Consider the following 17,301-nt stretch of genomic DNA (forward strand, 5'->3'; position numbering starts at 1 on the left):
TCATGCCGCCACGAAATCAAGCCGGCCTGCCGATGCCAGCGACACTTCGAATGTGGCCTCGCCGTTATGGCTGCCTGCGTAATCAAGGCCGGTAATCATGAACGGCCCTTCAATGACGCCGAAATCGGGGATGATGACCTGAAACGCGGGCGTTTCGCCATTGAAGAAGATGGCGCGCGCGCGTTCATCCGTGCCCGCATCGCGAAACACCCCCGCGCCCGAAATGCTGGCCGATTTCGCGCCAGCGCCCCCCAGCAATTCGCGCCAACCCCCTTGGGACGACAGCGATGTGACATCAATCGTTTCGGCGTTGAAGGACACGCGCGTGGCGCGCAGCCCTGCCATTGTTTCAAACTGGCCGTCACCAGTCATGTCGACCTTGATCAGCAGGTCCTTGCCGTTCTGTGCGCCCATGGCGATACCTCCGGGGAAAAGGGAAATCAGGTGTTGTCTTCGACCCGCGCGCGAAAGCGCAGGTCGATGCGGCGGGTCAGGTTGCCTTCCAGCTTGCGCGCCTGCGCGCGGTCAAACCACAGCCCCACCAGACGCCCGCGCGCCAGCGCAGGCAGGGGCTGTGTGGCCAGCACATCGCAAATGCGCGCGGCAATATCCTTGGCGGCCAGAAAACCGGTGGCATTGGTGACCACCGCAATGGTCAGCCGGTGTTCGGCGCCCGCCGCCGTTTTGTCGGACCGGTCCACCGCGTCTTCGGTGCCGATCAGCGCATAGGTTGCGGGCGGTGTGGCGGGCGGGATGGCGTCATAGATCGCGCCCTGCAACGCCGCTTGCAGGGGCGCGTCATTGGCCAGATGCTGGAAAATCGCGGATTGCAGCGCGGGGGCCATGGCGTAGCTCATGCGGGGGCCTCCTCAATGGCGGTGCAGATCAGGTGGCGGCCTTGCGGGTCGGCTTCGGCCACGGCCAGAATGCGGAACACACGCGCGCCTTCGCGCAGGCGCTGGTCGGGGCGGGGGCGGCGGGTGGACCCGTGCGGGGCCGCGCGCAGGGTGATGCGCAGCCGCACTTCGCCCGAAGGGCCAAGCGTGGCCAGACGTTCGCGCCCGCTGCCTGCACGGATATCGGCCCAAAGCGTGCCAAGCGCCTGCCATGTGGTGGAAAACCCGCCAGCACCATCAGGCACCGTCACAGGGGTTTCCAGCACCAGCGCGCGGGTCAGCGCAGGCGCATTCATGCCCTACCCCCCATGCGGATGTCGCGCCAGCGTTCCAGCAGGGCGCGGATGCCGAAATCCATATCCTGCGCGCCGCCAGTGTCGCGGTGTTCATAATATTGCGCGGCCAGCAGCAGCACGGCCTGGCGCAGATCGGCGGGAATATCCGGCCATGCGGGGCCAAACCCCGCTGAAAACGCGATTTCCACTGCACCGCGCGACGGGATCGCGGGCAGGGCGGCACCTGCGGCCACAATGCGCGGGCGTGCGCCGTCCGCTTGCAGGATGTAGCGATCCGCAGGCACAAGGGTTTGCGCGCCGGAACGGTCGCGCAAGGTCAGCGCACTGACCGCCACCACAGGGGCGCGGGGCAGCACCTGCGCATAGTTATCGCGCCAGCACGTCAGGCGCAGCGTGTAGTCGCGCAGGAACAGCGCGCGCGAAACGCGCCCTTCGACGCAGTCCAGCGCGGCGCGCAGATACTGTTCCAGCAGCGCATCTTCGCTCACGCCATCGGCAAAGCCCGATGACAGGCGCAGATGATCGCGAAACGCCGCCACAGGCAGCGCGGCAGGGGGAATGGGGCTTGTTGCTTGCAGGTCCATGACAGCAGCCTTTGCGCAAGGGTCAAAATGAAAACGGGGGCACGCGGTGCGCCCTGCCTGCATATGCAGGGGCGCGAGATGGGGCACCGGACAGACAGAACCTGCCACCGCGCGCCCCCTGCCCGCCTATGCGCCCGAATGCGGCGCGGCGGGATGGGATGGGGACAGGGCTGCGCAACAGCCCTGATCACCCGTTAGAGCATGTTCGAGAAGCTCAAAACCGGTTCCCACTTTTGAGCGACATGCACTAGCTGGCAGCGAATTTCAGCAGCTTGATCGCCTTGAAATCGGACACATCGCCGCCCACGCGCTTGGTGGCATAGAACAACACATGCGGTTTCGCGCTGAACGGGTCGCGCAGCACCCGCATGTCGGGGCGTTCGGCAATGGTATAGCCCGCCTCGAAATCGCCGAAGGCAATGGCGCAGGCATCATTGGCAATATCGGGCATATCCTCGGCCACCAGCACCGGATAACCCATCAGGCGCGCAGGTTCACCCGCCGCCAGCCCGTCCGACCACAGGAAACGGCCATCGGCATCTTTCATCTTGCGCACCGCGCCTGCGGTTTTGGAATTCATCACAAATACCGCATTCGCGCGGTAGCTGGCGCCCAGCGCATAGACCAGATCGACAATCGCATCCGATGCATTGGTGGCGGCGAAATCGCCTGCGGCCCCCGTTGCGATATAGCCCAGACTGCCCCATTCCCAGATTTCATCAGGAATGTCGGAATGCGTCAGGAACCCGCGCGGCTTGTCCACGCCGTCCCCGTTGATGAAGGCCGCGGCTTCCGCACGCGCGAATTTCGACGCGATGCGCGCGGCCAGCCACCCTTCGATGTCAAAGGCGCTGTCATCCAGCAGGCGCTGGCTGGCCTTGGGCATGGCCGACAATTCATGCAGCCGGATGGGGATGCGGTCAATCTTGGGGGTATCGGAATCAGCAGTGGCCAGGGCCTCGGTCGCCCAGCCGGTGGACACATCCGTATGATCGACCAGCACATCGAACGATGTCGATTCCACACTGACCACTGACGCAATCGCGCGGATGGATGCGGTCGCATGCAGCACGCCGCGAATGGCCTGCGCGGTTTCAGGGTCCACCAGATAGCCGCCATCGGCAGCAATCTGGGTGTTCAGGCCCTTGGTGTCCAGCTCCAGCCCGCGCATGGGGCTGTCATCGCCCGAGCGCAGATAGGCGTCGAACGCCTTGTGGTGCAGGGTTGCGCCTGCATCTGCACCGCTCAGGGCGGGGCGGGCGGGGGAAAGGGCAGTCTTGCGGTCCAGCATGGTCAGTCGCTCTTCATGTTGTTGGAACTTTTGGATGATTTCAGCCTGAAAGCCGCCGAATTCGGTGGTGAAGTCCTGTAGGGCGGTTTTCAGTTCGGGCGCGTCCGGCGCGGATGTGCCGGTCTGGCCCGCAGCCGGTGGCGCGGGGTTGGTCATGTCGCTCTCCTGCGGATGGGAAACATTGTTGCGATCAGGGGCTACAGTAGCGCAGACACCCCAAGATCAGGTGAAGCCAGCGTGCGCAGCCCCTACAGGCGCGCAACAGCGGCGCGCGCATCGCGCAGGCTGGCGGTTGCCGTGGCCAGCCCTGCCAGCAGGTCGGATTTCACGCTGATGCGCGCCTGCGCCAGCATGGGAAAGGTCACCAGACTGACCTCCCATAAATCCAGTTCAATCAGGTTGCGCCCGCCAGTGGCCAGCGCCTGCGCGCGCACCGTGCGGTAGCCAATGGACAGCCCGTCCAGCGCGCCCGCCTGCACCAGCGCCAGCGCTTCGCGCGCGCGCGCCACATCGGGCAGCAGACGGCCCTTGACGAACAGGCCATGGGCATCCTCAATGACCTGATCCCAGATGCCGATGGGCTGGGCGGGGTCGTGTTGCCACAGCATGCGCACATGATCACCGCGCGCGGCCAGCCGTTGCAGCGATGCGGCGTAAGCCCCGCGCTGGACCGTGTCGCCGCCCTTGTCGCGCTGGCCGAACACGCTGGCATAGCCCGCGATGGCGTGCCCGTCACTTAGCGTCAGGCCGGTGTCGGGTTTGCAGAATTTATATTCCATAATGCCCCCTTTCATTGGGTTGCAGCCAGCAATGCCAGCGCGCCATGCAGCAACACACCTGCGGCCACGGCATAGACCGCCAGCCACAAGCGCCGCTCCAGCCGCTCGACAGCGCTTTCCAACCGCGTCATGCGGAATTCCAGCGCTTCCTTGCGCACCTCGAACACGCGTTCCTGTGCGTCAATGCGCGCCTGCGCCGCTTCAAAACTGTCATACAGATAGCGCGACCCGCCAATCTGGCGGCGCGCACTCATGCCCCCTCGACGCGGGCGGGCAGGCCCAGAAGGGCGCGTTTTTCAGCGTCATCCAGAAAACCGGCCTGCCCGATGCGGCGCCATTGCTGTTCGCGTTCCTCGGCCAGTGCGGGCACCTGATCCAGATCGGGCTTCAGCACCACGGCACCGGGCACAAAGCCCGACAGCCAATGCGCCACAGACGCCGCAACACGCTGCGCCATGGGCAGGACCGTCAGGCGGTAAAAGGCGCGGTTGGCTTCCTGATAATTGGCATAGGTCGCATCGCCCGGAATGCCCAGCAACATGGGCGGCACCCCGAAGGCAATGGCGATTTCACGCGCTGCCGCTTCCTTGGTGCGGTGGAATTCCATGTCCGAGGGCGAAAACCCCATGGGCTTCCAGTCCAGCCCCCCTTCCAGCAGCATGGGCCGGCCCGCGTTGCGCGCGCCCTGATGGTTGGTCTCGATCTCCGATTGCAGGCGGTCGAACTGCTCGGCGCTCATGCTGCCCTGCCCGTCCGGCCCGCGATAGATGATCGCACCGGAGGGGCGCGCGGCATTGTCCAACAGCGCCTTGGACCAGTTCGACGCGGCATTATGCACATCGACCGCACGCGCGGCTGCCGTCAGTGGCGACAGGCCGTAATGGTCGTCCTGCGGGTGAAAGGACCGGATATGGCAAACAGGCGCCAGCCCGTCGCGCACATGAAAACGGTGTTTGCGCGCACCCACCGTATACTCCCACGCCACAGGCCAGCCATCAGGGCCGGGCACCACGCTCATGCGTTCGGACCGCAGGATATGCAATTCCTGCACCGCGCCATCCGCACCGGTCACCGCCTCGACATAGGCATTGCCGGTCAGCAGCAGTTGCGAATACAGCGCTTCAAAAAATTCGGCGCGCCCCTGCGCGGGGTTGGGGCGGGTAATCAGGTCCAGCAGCGGGTGCACCTCGTAGCGGCGCGCGCTGTCCTGCACCACCAGCGGCAGCGCGCTGGCGGCTTCCGCGATCAGGCGCACCGCGCGAAACCCGATCGGGTTGCCCAGAAACCCGGCCCGCGCCAGTGACACCCCGTCGCGCAGGCCAATGGACACGGTCCCACTGCCCGCCCCGCCCAAAGCGGCGGTTTTCGCCCCGATGCGCCCTGCCGTCAGCGGCCCCACGGCCGATGCCTTGGCCTGTTCCGGCTGTGTGGCCGCTGTCACGGATGGCTGTGATTTGCGAAAGATATCAAACATGTCGGATATGCTCCATTCCCTGGCCCCTTCATCTTGCCAAAAATACTCAAATCCGGCGGCAGCGGCGGGGCGGTGCGCCAGATCGCGGGACTGCCGCCGCCCTTGTGCGGGCTCAAGTCAACACACCCTAGCGCAGGGGGGTGAATTCCCCCTTATCACAGCGTGCGCACCATGGGCCGCGACCAGCGCGCGGCAGGGGCCAGCACCAGATCATGCACCGCCCAGACCAGCGCATCCACGCGGTCGGGGCTGCCGGTGCCTGCGAACCCTTGGGCCGTCATCTGCGCCATCTGGTCCTCCAGCGGGCCAAGGGGGGCTGCGTGAAACACCCGCCCCTGTTCATAAAGGGCCGCCACAGGTTCGGCGCGCAGCACCTTGCCGCGGCTGGCATGCACGGCACGGAATGGCACCAGCGGGTCGATCTGGCGCAGCACTTCGGCCACCAGATTGCCGCCCTGATTGACCTCGGCGACGATACGGTCGCCGCCATGGCGGTGCAGCGCGTCAATGGCCGCGCGCGCCCATTGGCTGGGCGATGTGGCGCGCAGGCTGGCATCTTCCAGCACATAGGCGCGCCAGTCGGCGGGCGGCCCTTCGGTCACCGCCCCCACCACCACGATCCCGCACAGGTCGGACCCCGCATGCGCGCTGACGGCTGGGTCCACCGCGACCACGATGCGCGAACATTCGGGCGCTTGGACCACGCGCGCCCCTTCCAGCAGCGATTGCGGCCAAAGCGTGCCTTGCGCATCCTCCAGCAACTGCCCGTCCAGTTCCTGCCGTTCCAGCCGCGTGCCGCGATAACGGTGGCGGATTTCTTCCAGAAAGGACGGGGCCAGCCACGCGCGGTTCGCTTCGGTCGCGGCATGGGTCAGCACTGTGGACGGCGCGCGCAGAATACCCTTCAGCGTGGCCTGATTGCGCGGGGTGGTGGTGACCAGCTGGCGCGGATGGGTGCCCAGACGCAGCGCGAATTGCAACATGTCCCATGCGTCTTCGGCCTTGGGCCATTTGGCCAGCTCATCACACCATGCCGCGTCAAATTGCGGGCCGCGCAGGGCCTGCGGGTCGGACGCGCTGAAGCATTGCGCAACCGCGCCATTGGGCCAGACCAGCCGCCGCTTGCCCGCTTCCCAATGCGGCAGGCGGTCGGCGGGGGAACAGGCCATGATGCCGCTGTCGCCAAACACCATCACATCGCGCGCCTGATCATAGGTTTCGCCCACCAGCGCCACGCGCCGCGCGCCCCCCGCATCCAGCGGGCGCGCCCCTTCTACCTGCGCGCGCACCCATTCGGCGCCTGCGCGCGTCTTGCCCGCGCCGCGCCCGCCCATGCACACCCATGTGCGCCAGTCACCTGCGGGGGGCAGTTGGTGGGGCGCGGCCCAGAATTCGAACAGCCATGGCAGCGCGGCCAGCGCCTGATCACTTAAGCTGTCCAGAAATTCCGCCACGGTTTCCGGCGGCGCGCAGGCAAGCCAGTCTGCGGGCGATTTCGTCCCTTGCGGCCCCAAGGTCAAGGCTGGTGGAACGGGCATCTTCGCCGCCCCTGAGTTTCTGGATATTGGCACGTTCATGATAAGCAATCTCCAACGCCTTGCGCAGGCTGCGGAACTCCTCGGCCAGTTCCTTGCCAGCCAGCGCAGCGGGCATATCGTCATAGGTTTCAAGAATGCGCGTCAGCCGCGCGATGGAATGGTTCAGCAACTGCTCGGAATAGGACACCATGTTTTCAGGTGTCGGCCCCCCGTCGGACCGCGTATCGGGATGCGCGTCGTTGTTCATAAGGTTCTGCCTGTCCTTCTGGCCCCTGCAATAGGGCGGCAACGCAGCACCCCGCGCCCCCGCCCCTCGGACCCCGCCAATCACGGAAACCCAAAGATAGCGCAAAACCCTGTGCACCCTGCTAAGGGCGCGTGCGCTGCCTGTTCGGGGGGCGGGTTGAAGGGGGGAGCGCCTTGACACCGGCGGCGGCAGGGCATGCGAAAGATGCCCGCGCGCGCAGGGTGCGGCGGGGCATTGGGTATTTCAGGGACGCAGATTATGCAGGCGGGATGGGCCTGCGATCACCGGCCTGATGTGTTGGGGGCCAAGTCTGTTGGGGGTCAGGTCTGTTGCGGATCAGGTCTGCCAGGGGCCTTGACCGCAAGGGGTGCAAACCGGCAGGACACGCGGCTAGCCGCCGGTATGGCTCATGTGGCGGGTCATCTGGCCGTCAACCTTCTGGCGGGAATAGTCGAAATCATGGCCTTTGGGTTTATGCGCAATGGCGTTGCGTATCGCCTGTTCCAGCGCCGCGTCATCGCCACTGGCGCGCAGCGGCGCGCGCAGATCGGCCATATCTTCCTGCCCGAGGCACATATACAATTCGCCCGTGCAGGTCAGGCGCACGCGGTTGCAGCTTTCGCAGAAATTATGCGTCAGCGGCGTGATGAAGCCGATTTTCTGGCCCGTCTCCTCTAGCCGGACATAGCGCGCAGGCCCGCCTGATCGTTCGGCCAGATCGGTCAGGGTGAAGCGTTCGGCCAGCCGCGCGCGCAGGTCCGACAGGGGCCAGTACTGGTCCAGCCGGTCCTCATTGCCCAGATCGCCCATGGGCATCACCTCGATATAGGTCAGGTCCATATCGCGGCTGGCGCACCAGTCGACCATGCGGAACAACTCGTCCTCGTTAAAGCCCTTCAGTGCGACCGCGTTAATCTTGACGCGCAGACCTGCATTCTGGGCGGCATCAATACCGTCCAGCACCTGCGGCAGGCGGCCCCAGCGGGTGATGTCGGCGAATTTCCGGTCATCCAGCGTGTCCAGCGAAATATTCACCCGCCGCACCCCGCAATCGGCCAGATCCTGCGCATAACGGCGCAACTGGCTGCCATTGGTGGTCAGCGTCAGTTCGCGCAACGTGCCTGCGTCAAGATGGCGGGTCATGGACTGAAAGAAGGTCATGATCCCCTTGCGCACAAGCGGCTCGCCCCCTGTGATGCGCAGCTTCTCGACCCCCAGCCGGATGAAGGTCGAACACATGCGGTCCAGTTCTTCCAGCGTCAGCAATTCCTTCTTGGGCAGGAAGGTCATGTTTTCGGCCATGCAATAGACACAGCGGAAATCGCACCTGTCGGTGACCGAAACACGCAGGTAGGAAATCGGGCGGGCAAACGGATCTATAAGCGGTGCTGTCATAGGGGGAAGGTAACCATCACTGATGCGTGGGGCAAGCGCGAAGATGATTGTTCTTGCGCGGGAATGGACTTAACGTGGCGGGCATGAAAACACTGTTGCGCAAGCTGTTCATCCTGCTGCCTGTGCTGGCCCTGCCAGCCTGCGGGCAGTTCACTGGTCCGTTCGGGCAATCCGCACCGGAACGGGGCGAGCCTGCGGCGGTGGCGCAGGTGGCCGACGGGCAGACACCGCGCCCCGTGACGCGCCCTGATGGGGACAGTCAGGGCGCGGACGCGCCCGCCGCGCCGCTTGGTCCAGTAGCCAGCGGGCAGGTGCTGGGCGACACGCTGGCCGGCCTCGGCGCCCCCACGGACACGGGATTATGGCTGCGCACGGGGCTGGTCACGCAAGTCATGCAGGGCCGTGTCAGGGCACCGGACGGAACCACCGCGATGGTGGAGTTGCGCCCCTCTGGCGCGCCCGCGGGGGCAGGCAGCCAGTTGTCGCTGGACGGGTTCCGCGCGCTGGGCGTGCCACTGACGCAACTGGTGCGCCTTGAGGTCAGTGCGCGCTGACGCGTGGATGCGGTTTCGCCTTGCCCCTGCGGGCGCGCAGCCCTATGACCTGCGGCCATGCGGATATTGTTTCTGGGCGATGTGATGGGACGGGCGGGACGCGCTGCTGTGGCGGCGTATCTGCCCGTGATGCGCCGCGACTGGCGGCTGGATTTCGCCGTCGTGAACGGCGAGAATGCCACCGGCGGCATGGGGCTGACGCCCGAGCATGCGAAAGCGCTGCTGGACGCGGGCGCCGATGTCATCACATTGGGCGATCATGCCTTCGACCAGAAAACCATGCGCGAATTCTGCGCGCAGGAGCCGCGCATCATAAGACCGCTGAATATTGCAAAATCCGGCGCGCCCGGCGCGGGGGCGCGGGTATATGATGCGCCGGGCGGGCGGCGCGTGCTGGTGGCGCAGGCGCTTGGGCAGGTGTTCATGAAACAGCCCTATGGCGACCCGTTTTCCGCGATTGATCCGGTGCTGCGCGCCCATCCGCGCGGCGGCATGGTGCAGGCCGCGATTGTCGATATCCATTGCGAGGCCACATCGGAAAAGGCCGCAATGGGGCTGTGGTGCGACGGGCGCGCCAGCCTTGTGGTGGGCACGCATACCCATATTCCCACCGCTGATGCACAGATTCTGGCAGGCGGCACCGCGTTCCAGTCGGATGCGGGCATGTGCGGCGATTATGATTCCGTGATCGGCATGCAAAAAGACGAACCCATGCGCCGCTTCATCACCGGCATGCCGCGCGCAAGGTTTGAACCCGCGCAAGGGGCTGTGACCGTGTCGGGCACCTATATTGAAACCGATGACCGCACAGGTCAGGCCACCCGCATCGAGATGGTACGCATTGGCGGGCGGTTGCCACAGGCGGGCCCCGAAGCGCTGGACCTGTCAGGGCTGGCAGGGGGTTCGGGTTGAACCGCGTGGGCCTGCCCCAAGGCAGGCGTTTCTGGTAAGGCGCGCGCCGACGCGCCGCAAAGGCGGGGGGCTGTCTGCCCCCCCGCACCCCCCGAGAGTATTTTTTGCAAGATGAAGGACCGGCGCGGGGCAGGGGCGCGCAGCGACATGGCGCGCGTGCACAGCAATGCAGCGATTGTCCAGGGGGGGTGGCGCGGACCCCGCCCGCAGCTTGCGCGGGCTTGCAATGATGCAGTGAACTGGCAATAAGTTGCAAAAATGGCCAGACCGCAGGGTCGCGGCATCAGGGGGTAGAATGCTGGGTTTGGAACTGGGTCAGACAACGCAGGCCATCATCGCCTTGGCTATTGTTGCAGGCATGTTCGTTGCCTTCATGAAAGAGATCTACCCTGTGGAAGTGACCGCCATAGGCGGCGCGGTGGCGATGCTGGTTCTGGGCATTCTGCCGCGCGATGCGGCCTTTGCGGCATTGTCAAACCATGCGCCATGGACGATTGGCGCGCTGTTTATCATTGTGGGCGCGCTGGTGCGCACAGGCGCGCTGGACTGGATCACGCAACTGGCAATAAAGCATGTGAAAACGGCCCCTGTGCTGACGCTGTCCATTCTGACGCTGACGGTGCTGGGCCTGTCTGCCTTCGTGAACAACACCCCGATTGTGGTTGTCATGATCCCCGTGTTCATCACATTGGCCAAGACCTTGAAAACCACGTCATCCAAGCTGTTGATACCGCTAAGTTACCTGTCCATCATGGGGGGCACGCTGACCTTGATCGGCACATCCACCAACCTGTTGGTGGACGGGGTGGCGCGCGCCAACGGGCTGGCGCCGTTCACGGTGTTCGAGATCACCAAACTGGGCGCGATCATGGCGGTGGTGGGCGTCGCCTATCTGTTGGTGGTGGGCCGCCACCTGCTGCCCGAGCGCAGTTCCATGAGCGATATCATGGCCGACCGGGGGCGCACCAAATTCTTTACCGAGGTGGCGATTCCCGAATCATCGGGGCTGATTGACAAGCGCATCAGCGAGGTGGACCTGTTCAAACGCGAAGGCGCGCGCGTCATTGATGTGTTGCGCGGCGACACCTCGTTGCGTTGGGATATGGGCGGGGTGGTGTTGCAGGCGGGCGACCGCGTGGTCCTGCGCACCCAGATTTCCGAAGTGCTGGGCCTGAAGGCCAACAAGGACGTGGCGCAGGTCGAGGAAGCGCGCGAGACAGGCATTCTGCCCACCGACCTTGGGGCCGCGCGCGATGTTGACCGCCTGTCATCGGTACAGACCACCACCGTCGAGGTGCTGATCCCGCCGGATTGCAAGATGGTGGGCCGCGCGCTGGGGGGAATGCGGTTGCGCAGGCGCTACGGGGTCTATCCGCTGGCCGTGCATCGCAGGAACCAGAATATCGGCACGAATTTTGAAAATCTGGTGGTGCGCGTGGGCGATACCCTGCTGCTGGAAGGCGCGCCCGAGGATATCCAGCGGCTGGCGCAGGATATGAACCTGGGCGATGTGACGCTGACATCGGAACGGGCCTACCGGCGCGGGCATGCGCCGATCGTGATTGCCACGCTGATGGCGATTGTCATTTTTTCCGCGCTGAATCTGGCCCCGATTTCGCTGATGGCCTTCGCCGGTGTGGCGGTGGTGCTGCTGACGCGCTGCATTGATGCGGATGAGGCGTTCGGGTTCATTGACGGGCGGTTGCTGGCGCTGATTTTTGCAATGCTCTGGGTTGGGGCAGGACTGGAAAGTTCGGGGGCAGTCAGCTTGATCGTCTCGACGCTGGCGCCTTATATGGCAGGTTTGTCGCCCGTGATGCTGGTTCTGGCTGTATACGCATTGACCAGTTTTCTGACGGAGCTGGTGACCAATAACGCTGTTGCGGTCATTCTGACGCCGATTGTGATCGGGTTGGGGCTTGCACTGGGGATTGACCCGCGCGGGCTGGTTGTCGCTGTAATGATGGGGGCATCCGCATCTTTTGCAACGCCCATAGGGTATCAGACCAACACATTGGTATACGGACCGGGGGGCTACAAGTTCACTGACTTTTTGCGCGTGGGCATTCCGATGAATGTCGTGCTTGCAATTGTTGCCGCGTTTTTCATCCCGATATTCTGGCCACTTTAGGCGCGCGCTTGCGCGGGGGCGCGCTTCGCGGTATTGCCGTTAGCGCAACCACCCCCACCCTTGTCGCCCGCAGGAGGCCCAGATGACCCCCACCGAACAAAGCGAACGCGCCCTGAAACTGTGCCAGCTGGCCCCTGTCATTCCGGTGCTGGTGATCCATGATCCCGCCCATGCGCGCCCGCTGGCCGAAGCACTGGTCGCAGGCGGGCTGCCGGTGCTGGAAGTGACGCTGCGCACGGATTGCGCGCTGGATGCCATTGCGCAAATGGCGCAGGTCGAGGGGGCGGTTCTGGGTGCGGGCACAGTGCTGACGCCCACCCAGATGGAAGCGGCGCGCAACGCTGGCGCGATATTTGCAGTCTCGCCGGGGTCCACGCCCGCACTGATCGACGCAGCGCGCGTGAATGACATGGCGCTGCTGCCCGGTGCGCAAACCTGTTCCGAGGTGATGACCCTGCTGGAGCAAGGCTACACCCTGCAGAAATTCTTTCCTGCCGAATCGATTGGCGGGGCGGGCGCGCTGAAATCCATTGGCGGGCCATTGCCGCAGGTGAATTTCTGCCCGACAGGCAGCATTACGCCCGCGCTTGCGCCCGATTACCTGAAACTGCCCAATGTGGCCTGTGTTGGCGGCAGCTGGGTTGCGCCCAAGGCGATGATGGATGCGGGCGACTGGGCCGGTATTACGGAACTGGCGCGCGCTGCATCCGGCCTGCCACGCTGACACAGGCGGGGTGGCGCATTGGCAACACTGCGCGCCCCGAAACCCCTGACACAGGGCCATTGCCCCTTAAGCCCACTGGACGCGACTGACCATAGCTGCGTATCGTCAGTGCAGAGGCAGGCAAATAACAGGCAACCACAACAGGTTGCACCATGACTATTTTTTCCCGACGCGGGTTTATCACGACTGGAACAGTGGCGTCCGCCCTTGCATTGGGCGGCTGTCAGACCACCACATCAACAGCGCCTGCGGCCAGCCCGCGCATGACCGATGACGGCCGCCCCATTGCGACCACGCGCACAGAACCCATGTCGCCGGTGGCCGAACGCTATGGCATTGGCCCCATCAGCTATGAGGCGCGGCCCGATGGCGCCCATGAGCTGCGCGCCACAGGCATGAGCATTATTCCGGCAGAGTTTCACCGCGATGTGGTGCCCTACCCCACCCGCTTCGGCCCCGGCACGATTGTTATCGACAACCCCGAGCGCAAGCTGTTTCTGGTGCTGCCGGACGGGCATGCGCTGCGCTACGGGATTGCAGTCGGGCGCGAGGGGTTCACTTGGCGCGGCACGGGCACGATATACCGGCGCGCGCATTGGCCGACATGGACGCCCACGGCCAACATGATCCGGCGCGATCCGGGGTTGCAGCGCTTTGCGGGCGGCATGCCGGGGGGGCCACAGAACCCGCTGGGCGCGCGCGCCCTGTATCTGATGAGTGGCGGACAGGATCGGGGCTACCGCATTCACGGCACGCCGGAATGGTGGCTGATCGGGCAATATGTGTCATCGGGCTGCATTCGCATGGTCAACCATGACGTGATCGACCTGTATTCCCGCGTTCCCAACGGCACCCGCGTTGTGACGATCTGACAATGCGCGCATGGCGGGGGGCCGCGCATGTCCTGAGCGTGGCTGCAAAGCGTTTTTGGCCTGTTGCGGTCATTGGGTATTGCCCCAAGGTGCGGAATCAAGGCCGCAGGCCGCCGCACCATCGGCGGGCCGTCCCGCGGCCTGCCGATTGCCCTGATGGCAGGCCAAGCCTTTGAAGTCAGGAGTATGCAGCCGGCATAAAGTGCGTTCCTTGAGCGTCGGATCGGCAGACCCCGGCCCACCGATAGCGCGGGCTTTATCCAAGTGCGAAGGGCATCTTAAGACCAGAAACGCCCGTCCCTATGCGCTTAGCGGCCAAGCCCTGCGCCCGTCGGCCCATGCGCGCACCGCGTCGCCAAATGCCTCGAATAACGGGCGCGACACAGGGTCCGCGCCCGCCTGCCATTCGGGGTGCCATTGCACCGAAAGGGTGAAACCCTGCGCGCCCTCGATATAGATCGCCTCTGGTGTGCCATCGGGGGCGTGCCCGTCAATCACCACCCGAGCACCGGGCGTCTTGATTCCCTGCCCATGCAGGGTGTTGGTCATGACTTCCGGCGCACCCATCAGGCGGTGAAACACCCCGCCATCCGAAAACCGGACCTTGTGGCGCAGGGCGAATTTCTCCTCTAACGTGCCATCGGGGGGCATGCGGTGGTTCATCCGGCCCGGCAAGTCACGGATTTCGGGATATAGCGTGCCGCCCATTGCCACATTCACTTCCTGAAACCCGCGACAGACGCCGAAAAACGGCTGGCCGCGTTCCACACAGGCGCGCACCAGCGGCAGGGCAACCGCATCACGCGCGCGGTCGAAATCGCCATGCGCGGGGGTTTCGGCCTCTCCATATTCCTCGGGGTGGACATTGGGCCGCCCGCCCGTCAGCAAAAACCCGTCGCAGACATCCAGCAATTCCGCAACACTGACAAGCTGCGGGTCTGACGGCACAAGAAGTGGCAAACACCTTGACACCTGCGCGATGGCTTCCGAATTCATGGTTCCGCCTGCATGGGCAGGGTATTGATCATTGATCAGATATGAATTGCCGATAATCCCGACGACTGGTCTGCGCATTGCCTGTCCTGTTGCAGTGATAGGCCAGTGTAGCAAACCCCGACGAAAGGTCGAGGGGGCAGGTCGGAAAACAGTGGCCAGCGTGCAAGAATTGATCACTTGGGGGGCATATCAGTCGGCTGGACGGTGCGGTGTTTGGCTTGCAGGGGGCGTTAGGCATTCCCCCAAGGTGCGGGACAAGGCCGTAGGTGGCCCGCACCATCGGCGGGCCGTCCCGCGGCCTGCCGATAGCGCGGGCCTTATCAAAGTGCGAAGGACCGCTTCGGCCCCCACGCGCCCCCGATCAGGCAGACATGCGCCGGATATAGGTCCAGGTCGGCACAGTGGCGCGGCGCGCGACGGAAAACGCCTCCGCATCGCCCAGATAGTCGAACGCGGCATTCGTCAGCACATGCGCAGACGCTGTGTTGTCCTGAAACACTTCTGCAAACAGGGTGCGGGACTGGTGCGGGTTGGCCTTGATGACGCAGCGCAACGCTTCGGACGCATAGCCCGCATTCCAGAAGGCAGGCGCCACCCAGAAGCCGATCTGGCTTTGCTGGCGGTCCAGCGGTTTCAGCGACAACAGGCCCAGAACATGCGCCGATCCCGTGGCCGACCCGTCCATGACCCACACATCTTCATCGCGCTTGGCCGACAGGGCGCGTTCGATGAATTGTTCGGTGGCCCCCGGCGGCAGCGGGTGCGGGATGGACCGCGTACCTTCGGCCACGCGCCTGTCCCCCGAATGCAGGGCCAGAAGCGCCGAGTCGGATTTCTGCAGGGGCCGCAGCACCAGCCGTTCCGATGTCAGTATCGGTTGGTCCGCAAGTATCTGGGTCGTCACGGTCATTCCACTCCTCCAACAAGTCTTTGACACGGCCCTGCGCCCTCCTCCAGGCGCGGGAATGCCCGAAAAGCAACAGGGCCGGCATTTCTGCCGACCCTGTTTTTACACTTCAAATGTAAAAGTTCGGCTTATTCTGCTGCATCCACCATAGGGGTTACGGACACATAGCTGCGACCCTTCAGACCCTTGGTAAAGGTTACACGCCCTTCGGACAGTGCAAACAGGGTGTGATCGCGGCCCATACCCACGCCTTCGCCGGCCCAATGCTTGGTGCCGCGCTGACGCACGATAATGTTGCCGGGAATCGCGTGCTGCCCACCATAGAGCTTGACGCCAAGGCGGCGACCGGCTGAGTCGCGACCGTTGCGGGAGGAACCGCCTGCTTTCTTGTGTGCCATGAGGTTTTACTCCTTCTCGGCTGCGAATTGTTTGGCTTGGTCAATCCAGCCATCACGTTCGATCCGGCCCTTGAATGACAGTTGATCATCCATATAGGCAATCTCGGCGGTATTCCAAGCGGCAATCTGGTCAAAATGGAACACACCATTCTGATTCAGCAACCCTTCCAGCTTGGGACCAACGCCGGAAATCTTTTTCAGGTCGTCTGCCTTGCCGTCGCGCGCTTCGGTTAGCAGGTTGGCGGGCTTGGACCCTTCGACGGCGGGCGCGTCTGCTTCGGCCTTGGCGGCTTTTGCAGGCTTCTTGGCCGCTTTGGGCGCTTTTGCAGGGGCGGCCGCTTCGATCGCGAAGCCGGACACGGAGCCGGTGCCGATGGCGGCCATGACGCCGGTTTTATCTGCACCCGATGCCAGAATGTCGGTCACACGCACCAGTGTCAGTTTCTGGCGGTGGCCTTTGGTGCGCTGCGAGCTGTGCTTGCGGCGGCGCTTGACATAATGGATGACCTTGTCGGCCTTGATCTGGTCGATCACTTCGGCCTGCACGGCAGCACCGTCAACAACAGGCGCGCCGATCACAGGCGCATCACCGCCCAGCATCAGAATTTCGTTGAACTGGACTTTTTCACCAGCTTGTGCGGCAATACGTTCCACGCGCAGCACATCGCCTGCCTGCACACGGTATTGCTTGCCACCAGTTTTAAGGACCGCAAACATCGGTCTGTTCCTTCATCTTTTGCCGCGCCCTGTGGCCCCCGCGCTGATGCGGGCGTTGATCTGCCTCGGGCGGCGTGCCCGCATTTGCGGGCAATACCCATACCCCGCGCGGACCGCATGCCCGAACGGAAGCTGTCCTATGCGGGAAACGGCGGCGGGTGTCAAGCGGGGGTGTGGGGTGGGGCGGCTTTGCGGGACTTTGCGGACGGTCAATGCGGCTGCGTGGAGAAATGGCGGCAAGATAACATTTATTTTGGCAATCGTCCTAGGACGGTGAGAAATGCGGTAACAACTGGATGGTCAACGCCTAGGAAATGCACAGCCACCGTGGGCACTCCGACCGCAACAATTGAAGCGGCGGCGGAAAAACTCCCATACCCCGCGGCTTTTCCTGCCGACCTTAAAAAATTCGCTCTGAAGCCATCGCTAGCGGCCAGTTCCTCGGCGGCTTTTCGGGCGTTGGTCTGATCAGAAAGCTCAATAGTCAGGCGGTCCACTAGAGCTTCCAATTCAGCAATCCGTTCCTCCAACGCATCGCGATCCAGAGAAGCGTCTAATGCCTCTGAGACAGGTGCCAGATTTCGCAATAC

General features: G+C 64.1%; 21 protein-coding genes. 5 read left to right on the forward strand and 16 right to left on the reverse strand.

Annotated elements, in window-relative coordinates; translation table 11 throughout:
- From ACTIE1_RS14895 to moaA, 11 genes are all read right to left on the reverse strand, one after another.
- Positions 1-414, reverse strand: coding sequence for a phage major tail protein, TP901-1 family (locus ACTIE1_RS14895; RefSeq protein WP_439560510.1), 414 nt, complete (start codon positions 412-414; stop codon positions 1-3).
- Between the two features lie 26 nt (positions 415-440).
- Entirely contained in the window at positions 441-857 is a 417-nt protein-coding gene (locus tag ACTIE1_RS14900; RefSeq protein ID WP_439560511.1) for a DUF3168 domain-containing protein, read from the reverse strand.
- Entirely contained in the window at positions 854-1,192 is a 339-nt protein-coding gene (locus tag ACTIE1_RS14905; RefSeq protein WP_439560512.1) for a head-tail adaptor protein, read from the reverse strand. Before ACTIE1_RS14905 ends, ACTIE1_RS14900 begins: the two co-directional genes overlap by 4 nt.
- Positions 1,189-1,776 carry a head-tail connector protein gene (locus ACTIE1_RS14910; RefSeq protein WP_439560513.1) on the reverse strand — a complete coding sequence of 196 codons (588 nt, stop codon included), beginning with the start codon at positions 1,774-1,776 and terminating at the stop codon, positions 1,189-1,191. Before ACTIE1_RS14910 ends, ACTIE1_RS14905 begins: the two co-directional genes overlap by 4 nt.
- Positions 1,777-2,023: 247 nt before the next feature.
- Positions 2,024-3,223 carry a phage major capsid protein gene (locus ACTIE1_RS14915; RefSeq protein WP_439560514.1) on the reverse strand — a complete coding sequence of 400 codons (1,200 nt, stop codon included), beginning with the start codon at positions 3,221-3,223 and terminating at the stop codon, positions 2,024-2,026.
- A gap of 92 nt (positions 3,224-3,315) precedes the next feature.
- On the reverse strand, positions 3,316-3,846 hold the full coding sequence (locus ACTIE1_RS14920) for an HK97 family phage prohead protease (RefSeq protein ID WP_439560515.1): 531 nt from the start codon (positions 3,844-3,846) through the stop codon (positions 3,316-3,318).
- Between the two features lie 11 nt (positions 3,847-3,857).
- The gene (locus tag ACTIE1_RS14925; protein ID WP_439560516.1) at positions 3,858-4,100 is read right to left on the reverse strand and encodes a GTA head formation protein, RCAP_rcc01685 family; all 243 of its coding nucleotides are present in this window, start codon (positions 4,098-4,100) and stop codon (positions 3,858-3,860) included.
- The gene (locus ACTIE1_RS14930) at positions 4,097-5,320 is read right to left on the reverse strand and encodes a phage portal protein (protein WP_439563466.1); all 1,224 of its coding nucleotides are present in this window, start codon (positions 5,318-5,320) and stop codon (positions 4,097-4,099) included. Before ACTIE1_RS14930 ends, ACTIE1_RS14925 begins: the two co-directional genes overlap by 4 nt.
- Positions 5,321-5,475: 155 nt before the next feature.
- Positions 5,476-6,858 (reverse strand): DNA-packaging protein, encoded by a 1,383-nt coding sequence (locus ACTIE1_RS14935; RefSeq protein ID WP_439560518.1) that lies wholly within the window; start codon positions 6,856-6,858, stop codon positions 5,476-5,478.
- On the reverse strand, positions 6,746-7,105 hold the full coding sequence (locus tag ACTIE1_RS14940; RefSeq protein ID WP_439560519.1) for a hypothetical protein: 360 nt from the start codon (positions 7,103-7,105) through the stop codon (positions 6,746-6,748). The genes ACTIE1_RS14935 and ACTIE1_RS14940 overlap by 113 nt, the downstream gene beginning before the upstream one ends.
- Positions 7,106-7,495: 390 nt before the next feature.
- Positions 7,496-8,500, reverse strand: a complete 1,005-nt coding sequence (gene moaA, locus ACTIE1_RS14945) for a GTP 3',8-cyclase MoaA (RefSeq protein WP_439560520.1) — start codon at positions 8,498-8,500, stop codon at positions 7,496-7,498.
- A gap of 83 nt (positions 8,501-8,583) precedes the next feature.
- Between moaA and ACTIE1_RS14950 the strand changes: the two genes are divergently transcribed.
- The 5 genes from ACTIE1_RS14950 to ACTIE1_RS14970 all read left to right on the forward strand — a co-directional run bounded on the left by ACTIE1_RS14950 (position 8,584) and on the right by ACTIE1_RS14970 (position 13,693).
- Entirely contained in the window at positions 8,584-9,054 is a 471-nt protein-coding gene (locus tag ACTIE1_RS14950) for a D-galactarate dehydratase (RefSeq protein WP_439560521.1), read from the forward strand.
- 57 nt (positions 9,055-9,111) lie between these two features.
- A complete protein-coding gene (locus ACTIE1_RS14955; protein ID WP_439560522.1) occupies positions 9,112-9,966 on the forward strand; it encodes a TIGR00282 family metallophosphoesterase in 855 nt (284 codons plus the stop codon).
- Between the two features lie 295 nt (positions 9,967-10,261).
- On the forward strand, positions 10,262-12,097 hold the full coding sequence (locus tag ACTIE1_RS14960; protein WP_439560523.1) for an SLC13 family permease: 1,836 nt from the start codon (positions 10,262-10,264) through the stop codon (positions 12,095-12,097).
- An 82-nt stretch (positions 12,098-12,179) separates the two neighbouring features.
- Positions 12,180-12,821, forward strand: coding sequence for a bifunctional 4-hydroxy-2-oxoglutarate aldolase/2-dehydro-3-deoxy-phosphogluconate aldolase (eda, locus tag ACTIE1_RS14965; RefSeq protein ID WP_439563467.1), 642 nt, complete (start codon positions 12,180-12,182; stop codon positions 12,819-12,821).
- 152 nt (positions 12,822-12,973) lie between these two features.
- A complete protein-coding gene (locus ACTIE1_RS14970) occupies positions 12,974-13,693 on the forward strand; it encodes a L,D-transpeptidase (protein ID WP_439560525.1) in 720 nt (239 codons plus the stop codon).
- 300 nt (positions 13,694-13,993) lie between these two features.
- Here the strand turns inward: ACTIE1_RS14970 and ACTIE1_RS14975 are convergent, their stop codons facing one another.
- The 5 genes from ACTIE1_RS14975 to ACTIE1_RS14995 all read right to left on the reverse strand — a co-directional run.
- Positions 13,994-14,767 carry a gamma-glutamyl-gamma-aminobutyrate hydrolase family protein gene (locus ACTIE1_RS14975; protein WP_439560526.1) on the reverse strand — a complete coding sequence of 258 codons (774 nt, stop codon included), beginning with the start codon at positions 14,765-14,767 and terminating at the stop codon, positions 13,994-13,996.
- Positions 14,768-15,050: 283 nt separating this feature from the next.
- The gene (locus tag ACTIE1_RS14980; protein WP_439560527.1) at positions 15,051-15,599 is read right to left on the reverse strand and encodes a GNAT family N-acetyltransferase; all 549 of its coding nucleotides are present in this window, start codon (positions 15,597-15,599) and stop codon (positions 15,051-15,053) included.
- A gap of 125 nt (positions 15,600-15,724) precedes the next feature.
- Positions 15,725-15,994, reverse strand: a complete 270-nt coding sequence (rpmA, locus tag ACTIE1_RS14985) for a 50S ribosomal protein L27 (RefSeq protein ID WP_439560528.1) — start codon at positions 15,992-15,994, stop codon at positions 15,725-15,727.
- A gap of 6 nt (positions 15,995-16,000) precedes the next feature.
- Positions 16,001-16,711, reverse strand: coding sequence for a 50S ribosomal protein L21 (locus ACTIE1_RS14990; RefSeq protein WP_439560529.1), 711 nt, complete (start codon positions 16,709-16,711; stop codon positions 16,001-16,003).
- 248 nt (positions 16,712-16,959) lie between these two features.
- Positions 16,960-17,301, reverse strand: a 342-nt coding sequence (locus tag ACTIE1_RS14995; protein ID WP_439563468.1) for a hypothetical protein, incomplete at its 5' end; no start/stop codon positions are given.

The sequence above is a fragment of the Roseinatronobacter sp. genome (genome assembly GCF_051859525.1).
GTDB lineage: Bacteria > Pseudomonadota > Alphaproteobacteria > Rhodobacterales > Rhodobacteraceae > Roseinatronobacter.